Genomic DNA, 7378 nt, shown 5'->3' on the forward strand with positions numbered 1-7378 from the left:
TTTATTCACCTCCCCCAATTACAAATAACATTTTCATTATACCATATGCTTTCTCTATTTTTCAGCACTTCTCTATTATAGTGCCTATATTCCTTCTTATTTCGATTTTTTAGCCTACATACCTCTATATTCATGTAAATCTATTATTTTATCTTTTATTCTATATATATCACCTTTTACAGCTGACATTGACCCACTTAAGATCAAGAATACAACTATTATTGCTATTATTACTTTTTTAAATTTAGAGTTATCTTTTTCTATTTTAGAGTTCAAGTCCTGTCTCAATGCTCCTGTTATTTTGTTTAATTCTTCTATCTGATTCTTGTTTTTTATCTGACTGTCTTGCAATCTCCATCTTTCTTCCCTCAATTCTTTCATTGCATTTTCTAAGTTCTTCTCTAATTTCTCTATCTTGCTCTCTTTTATCTCTAGTAAGCTTTTTAAGTTCTTCAGTTCTTTTTCGTATTTCAAGTCTATCCCTATTGCCAAGTCCTCCGATTCCTTCTGGGAGTTCATTAACTCTTTCTTCAGTTTCAATATTTCTGTTTCTAGTTCCATTATCTTTAGTTCGCTCATTTTCTAGTTCCTTCATTTCCTCATATAGCTTAATTTGATTTTCTATTATGTCTATCTTTTGATTTTCTTCTTGGATTTTTCTATTGATATCTCCTATTTCAGTTTTTATACCTTTCTTTTCCATAGCTCTTACAGTCGGACCTTCATGTCTTGTTGGAAGTTTATCTATTCCTCGATCTTCATAACTTCTATGGTCTATTCTTTCTTTTCTATTTGCTCTTTCTAATGCTTTATTAGCATATACAGCCCATTGTTCTCTCCAATGTTCTAGAGTTTCTTTTTTGTTCCAATTGGTAGTTTCTATTTTTCTAGATTTTGCATTTCCATTTTTGCTATAAGTTTTATTACCATTTTTATCTAATATATATTCCTTTTTTGCTTTGGCTCCCCATTCTCCATTTTCTTCAAACGGTCTCATAGTTAACATGATATGACTATGTGGATTTCCATCTTTTTTGTCATGGATCACTACGTCAGCTACCATTCCTTTACTTGAAAAATTATCTATTACATATTTTCTTAGTAATTCAATTCTTTCTTTTTCATTTAGCTCTATTGGTAAAGCTATATCTATTTCTCTTGCAAGTTGACTATTTTTACTTTTTTCTATTTGCTCTACTTCATTCCATAATTGCTCTCTATCTAATACCCAATTTGGAGCATTACTTGGTTTGAAAATTTCTTTATAGATTACATCTTTTCTTTTTGTGTAATCATGTATTAATCCATCTCTTTTGTTATATAGTTTTTCACCATTTCGATATGCACTTGATGCAATTGAAGATTTACCTTTTGATCTACTTATTATTTTTGTAGATAAGTGATATATTGCCAATATATATTCCTCCTTTTTTCATAATTAATACAAAAGTATTAATTGTATTTTTTATCTTTATTTTTTATTTTTTTAAAGCTCTCTGCAAGAGCGCACACACCTTTTATGGTGTATAAGTGCGCCTTTCGGATTATATTTTCAATAACATCTTACACTATATATTTATCATCATAAACTTTGCTTTCATTATAGTATTGAAAATTTATTTTTTCAATACTATAATTTCATTTATAAATGAAATTAGGAGGTTTTTATTTTGAATAAAAATAAAAAATTAAATGATATTGAAGAAAAAATAAAGCAATTAAAAGCTCAAAAACAAGCTATTATTCAAAAAGAAAAAGAAAAAGAACGTAAAGCTAGAACTAAAAGATTAATTGAAATTGGAGCTATATTTGATAGTATAGGAATCACCTCTACAGAATTAGCCAATGAATTTAAAAATCATTTTACAGATAATGAAAAATCTAAATTATGGTTAGAAAATTTTATAGAAAAAAATAAGGCTTAGTTTAAGCCTTATTTTTTCTATAATATTTAACTAGTTAAATATTAATTAATCTATTAAAATTAAATCTTTTCCTTTTAAATCCATTTTGTATAACTTAAATTCATCTTCATATGATACAAACCAAATTTGATCATCAAATATATTTATTTTTTCAGCCTCTATATCACTTATTTTTTCTATTTTATTGCTTTTAATATCGATTCTAAATAAATACATATCACTATAATAAATATATTTATCATATAAATTAAAGTTAAGTAAATCTTCATCTAGATCAGTTACTTTTTCTTTTTCATAGTTAAATAAATGCATTTTGTAAAAAGCTTTTTCATCAACATCCATATAGTAAACAAAATCACCATATATAACTGGACAACTCGTTTTAGAATCTGATAGTTTTTGGGATTTATTAGTTTGCAAATCTAATTCATATAACCCATTTCCTTCATTTAACGAATAATACATTTTGTTGTTATAAATATTTATACCAAATGCATTTTCCGCGATTTTTTTTATCTCTTGAGTATTTAAATTCATTTTGTATGTATTTTCTAAAGAGAAAAACATCTCATTCCTTACTATACTCATATCATCTATCCATCCATAATCTTCTGAACCACTAAATATTGCTTCATTATGTAAAGTATCAAGATTTAGCTTGTATATATTCGCAGCGCTTGTATAATAAATATAATTTTCTTTTTTAGTTATATACTTGACATCTGGTATATCACAAAGTTTTATTTTTTTATCTAAATTTAAACTTCTCATATATAATTTCCCATCATCTGAAGTTAAATTACTATAGTATATATCTTCATCAATACAAACAATATTATCATTAACCAAATTACCATAATTTATCATTTTATTTCCTCCTAAAAATCGTACTTAGATTGTACCAAAAAGCAATAAAAAATCTTTTTACTTTAACAATCCTTAAAATTCACTTTAGGGTTATGTTAAATAAAAGTAAAGCCCTTAGAATCCAAATAAATGGACTTTAAGGGCTTTTTTACTAGATATCTTTAAATGTGTTTTTTAGGAATAGTATATTTTTTTCGTAAGAAAATATCTAAAATCGTTTTAATGTATTCGTTTCCAAATATAATAATAGTAATAAGAAAATAAATATAAAAGTAAAAGCATTGAAGAAAATTAAAAATTTATATATAATGTAATTATACTAAAATATAAACATGAAAAATATAAATGTAAAGGGGTTATAAATATGCGCAAAGAGGTAGTTTTTAACTAAACTAACTGAATAAGGATTATTTTAAAAAGTATATGAAAAAATCTTGAATAACTCAAGGTTTATTTGTGGTAGAATCAATTATTGATAATATTGATATTACCATGTTTATTTGTGTACTCTAAAAATAATCAGTATTATAATGAGCATGTTACACCTCTATTTGCAGAATGGGAAAACTGTGTTCTAAACACAGTATTTTTATGTCTATTTTTGCTACATTTATAGATATGGTATAAGATTTTAATTTGAATAGCTTAATAATAAGCTATATAAATTAAAGTTCTATATTTCATGTTTATATTTAGGTTATATAATTATGAGGCTGTAAGTGAATTATATTCATTTACAGCCTTTTTTTGTTTAAGGAGATTATTTTGATGATTTATATATTTAAATATGAAGGTTATGAAAAACAAACAAATTTTTTAAGAAATACTAGGATGGTGATGATTAATGGTTAATAAACTTTCAGCATATAAAACTTATTTATTATTTTCAGCTATTACAGCAATGTGTTTTTCGTTAGTAGCTACAGTTATGATAGTGTATCACATTGAAACGGTTCATTTAAATCCACTTCAGCTTATACTTGTTGGAACTACTTTAGAAGTAGCATGCTTTATATTTGAAATTCCTACAGGCATAGTTGCAGATGTGTACAGTCGTAAACTATCTATTGTTATTGGTGCAGTTTTAACAGGAGTGGGATTTATTTTAGAAGGTTCTATTTCTAGTTTCGTTTTCATACTTGCAGCACAGATTGTATGGGGATTAGGTTCTACTTTTATCAGTGGATCTGTTGAAGCTTGGATTGCGGAAGAAGAGAAAGATAAAGATTTGGATGAAATTTATATAAAGGGAGCACAAGTAGGACAGATAGGATCGGTTATTGGAATAGTACTAAGCACTGTAATAGCTAATTTCTCTGTAAGACTGCCTATTATAGTTAGTGGAGTTTTATTTATAATTCTTGCATTATTTTTATGGTTATATATGCCAGAAAATAATTTTAAACCATCTGCTCCAGAGGATTTAAATACATTCAAAAAGATGGGATATACCTTTAAATCTGGTCTTAAATTTATAAAAAGTAAATCTATAATTATGATTTTGCTTTCAGTAACTTTATTTTATGGATTATCCAGTGAAGGTTATGATAGACTTTCTAATGCACATTTTTTACAAGATACTATGCTTCCTAAACTTGGAAATCTTAAGCCAGTGACTTGGTTCGGAATTTTTGGAATTGCAGGAATGATATTGAGTGCTATAGTAATGCATTTTATGGAAAAGAAGCTTAAGGATGATGATAAGAATCAAAATGGAAAGCTGTTATTATGTATAAATATATTTTATATATCATTTATGTTCATATTTGCTATTACAAAAAGCTTTAACTTAATGCTAATAGCTTATTTAGCAACAAATACCTTTAGAACTATAAATGAACCTATATTTAGTGCATGGCTTAATGGACATATAGATGACAAGGCCAGAGCTACTGTACTTTCTATAAATGGACAAATAAATTCCTTAGGTCAAATTTTAGGTGGACCAATTATAGGAATCATAGCTACAAATATTTCAGTAAGTATGGGTATAGCATGTACTTCGTTATTAGTAACACCGGTATTAGTGTTATATATTGTTGCTATGATAATGGATAAAAAGGTGGTTGATAGAGTTGGAGGTATTGATTATGAAGAAAATAATTAATATAGGAATCGTAGCACACGTGGATGCAGGAAAAACAACTATAACAGAAAACTTATTATATTATAGTGGAGCTATAAAATCAGTTGGAAGAGTTGATCTAGGCAATACACAGACGGATTCTATGGAGCTTGAGCGTAGGAGAGGAATTACCATTAAATCGTCAACCATATCTTTTAATTGGAATAATGTTAAGGTGAATATTGTTGATACTCCAGGACATGTGGATTTTATTTCGGAAGTTGAACGTTCATTAAGTGGCTTAGATGGAGCAATACTAGTTATATCAGGAGTAGAGGGGATTCAGTCACAAACAAGAATATTATTTGACACATTAAAGGAGTTAAACATTCCAACAATAATTTTTGTAAATAAGCTAGATAGAATTGGGGCAAATTTCAATAAAGTATTTGAAGAGATAAAGAAGAATATGTCCAATAAAGTAGTTAGATTACAAGAAGTATATGATGCAGGAAGCAAAGCTGTTTATATAAAAAACCTATTTGATACATGCATAATAAATGATGATGCTATTAATGTTTTATCAGACTTAGACGAAGCATTTTTAGAAAGATATATTGGTGGAATAGAACCTGATAAAGAAGAAATACAAGAAAAGCTTTCATTATATGCAAGGGAAGGAAGTCTATATCCAGTATTTTGTGGTGCTGCAGCAATTGGACTTGGAGTTGAAGATTTATTAGATGGAATTTGTAGTTATTTTTCATTTGCAGGTGATGATTGTGAAAGTGATTTATCTGGGGTAGTGTTTAAAATCGAAAGAACAAGTAAAAATGAAAAGAAGGTTTATGTAAGATTATTTGGAGGAAAAATATCTGTAAGAGATAAAATCCAAGTACCTAATAAGGAGATAGCAGAAAAAGTAAAGAAAATTAATAGGTTAGAAAATGGGGTAATTATTGAAGCACAGAGGATAGAAGCAGGGGATATAGGTATTTTATATGGACTTACAAGTTTCCAAGTGGGAGATGTTATTGGAATTTCAAATAATAAAATTAAAAATATATCTATAGCTAAACCAGCATTAAAAACAACAATTTCTGCAATTGATAAAGAAAAAAATCCAGAGCTATTTAAAGCATTAACATTACTTGCAGAGGAAGATCCACTACTAGAATTAGAGATGAATGACATGGATAAAGAAATTTATGTCAACTTATTCGGTGAAGTTCAAATGGAAATACTAAGTTCTATGTTAGATGATTTATATGGAATAAAAGTAGAGTTTTCGAATATTGAGACTATCTATAAGGAAACACCTAAAGGTTTTGGAGCGTCAATAATGCATATGCAGGAAGACTTAAATCCATTTTGGGCGACAGTAGGCTTAGAAATAGAACCAGCAGGGAGAGGCGAAGGTCTTAGGTATATTTCTAATGTTTCAGTAGGGTCATTGCCAAAATCTTTTCAAAATGCAATTGAAGAAGCAGTTATTAAGACAAGTAAACAAGGATTATTTGGATGGGAGGTTACAGATGTAAAAGTCACTCTTAGCTGTGGTGAATTTTTTAGTCCAGCCAGCACTCCAGCAGATTTTAGAAATGTGACACCTATGGTATTCATGGAAGCATTATATAAAGCACAAACTGTTTTATTAGAGCCATTACATGAGTTTGAGTTAAGGATTCCTCAAAATGCTTTAAGTAAAGCGGTATGGGATTTAGAAACTATGAGGGCAACCTTTGATAATCCTATTGTTATAGGGGATGAATTCTCAATAAAGGGATTAATTCCAGTAGAAAATTCAAAAGAATATAAAATGAAAATAGCTTCATATACAGAAGGTAGGGGAATGTTTGTGACAAAATTTTATGGATATAAGGAAGTTTCCGCTGGATTTGCAAAAGCACGCCAAAAAACAACTTATGATCCATTGAATAAAAAAGAGTATTTGCTTCATAAATTAAACGCAATTAGAGATTAAATTTAAATAGATAAGTTAAATTTTTATAGGCCAACCTGCGTTTTTTCTGCAAAATTGCACCAAAATTTGTTCAAATCTAGTAATACCAATTAGTACATAGATGATAAATTAATGCACTAATTGGTATATATGTTGAGAATGAAAGATTATTTGTATAATATTATAGGCCTAGCTATCATATTCTCGAAAAAAAGCACCAAACATTATCTAAAGCATTGAAATAGCTGTATTTTATGAAATTTCAATAATAAGCAAATTTAAGACCTTGTTGTCACTAATTAATGACACCAAGCAATTGATTGTAATAACTAGATTGATTTATATAGTGTCAGTATTTCAATTATGGCACAAAAAAAGAATCTACCGATTTAAATCGATACATTCATTGCAATTGCTTATATTGAACAAACTTTGGTGCTTTTTTTCGGAAATATGATAGCTAGGCCTATATAACTAATCTTAAAATTTAGATTTAGGGAATAGTTATATGTAAAAAAGAGTGAACATATTGAAATTACTACATTTCAGTAAATACAC

The 7378-nt window shown here is 27.8% G+C and carries 6 protein-coding genes; 3 read left to right on the forward strand and 3 right to left on the reverse strand.

Annotation, left to right across the window (positions count from 1 at the left end):
• Window positions 1-114 precede the first annotated feature (114 nt).
• The gene (locus tag I1959_RS14955) at window positions 115-276 is read right to left on the reverse strand and encodes a hypothetical protein (protein ID WP_195238873.1); all 162 of its coding nucleotides are present in this window, start codon (window positions 274-276) and stop codon (window positions 115-117) included.
• The gene (mobQ, locus tag I1959_RS14960) at window positions 266-1414 is read right to left on the reverse strand and encodes a MobQ family relaxase (protein WP_195238875.1); all 1149 of its coding nucleotides are present in this window, start codon (window positions 1412-1414) and stop codon (window positions 266-268) included. Before mobQ ends, I1959_RS14955 begins: the two co-directional genes overlap by 11 nt.
• Before the next feature lie 256 nt (window positions 1415-1670).
• Here mobQ and I1959_RS14965 point away from each other — a divergent pair, with 256 nt between their 5' ends.
• Window positions 1671-1925, forward strand: coding sequence for a hypothetical protein (locus I1959_RS14965; RefSeq protein ID WP_207723238.1), 255 nt, complete (start codon window positions 1671-1673; stop codon window positions 1923-1925).
• Between the two features lie 45 nt (window positions 1926-1970).
• On the opposite strand, the gene I1959_RS14970 is transcribed toward I1959_RS14965, so the two are convergent.
• Entirely contained in the window at window positions 1971-2792 is an 822-nt protein-coding gene (locus I1959_RS14970; protein ID WP_057551308.1) for a DUF5050 domain-containing protein, read from the reverse strand.
• 844 nt (window positions 2793-3636) lie between these two features.
• On the opposite strand from I1959_RS14970, the gene tetA(P) reads away from it, so the two are divergent.
• Both tetA(P) and tetB(P) read left to right on the forward strand, forming a co-directional pair.
• On the forward strand, window positions 3637-4899 hold the full coding sequence (gene tetA(P) / locus I1959_RS14975) for a tetracycline efflux MFS transporter TetA(P) (RefSeq protein WP_055342659.1): 1263 nt from the start codon (window positions 3637-3639) through the stop codon (window positions 4897-4899).
• The gene (tetB(P), locus tag I1959_RS14980; protein ID WP_055342657.1) at window positions 4883-6841 is read left to right on the forward strand and encodes a tetracycline resistance ribosomal protection protein TetB(P); all 1959 of its coding nucleotides are present in this window, start codon (window positions 4883-4885) and stop codon (window positions 6839-6841) included. The genes tetA(P) and tetB(P) overlap by 17 nt, the downstream gene beginning before the upstream one ends.
• Window positions 6842-7378 lie beyond the last annotated feature (537 nt).

It is taken from the genome of Romboutsia sp. 1001285H_161024_C4 (genome assembly GCF_015550185.1).
Lineage (GTDB): Bacteria > Bacillota > Clostridia > Peptostreptococcales > Peptostreptococcaceae > Romboutsia_C > Romboutsia_C hominis.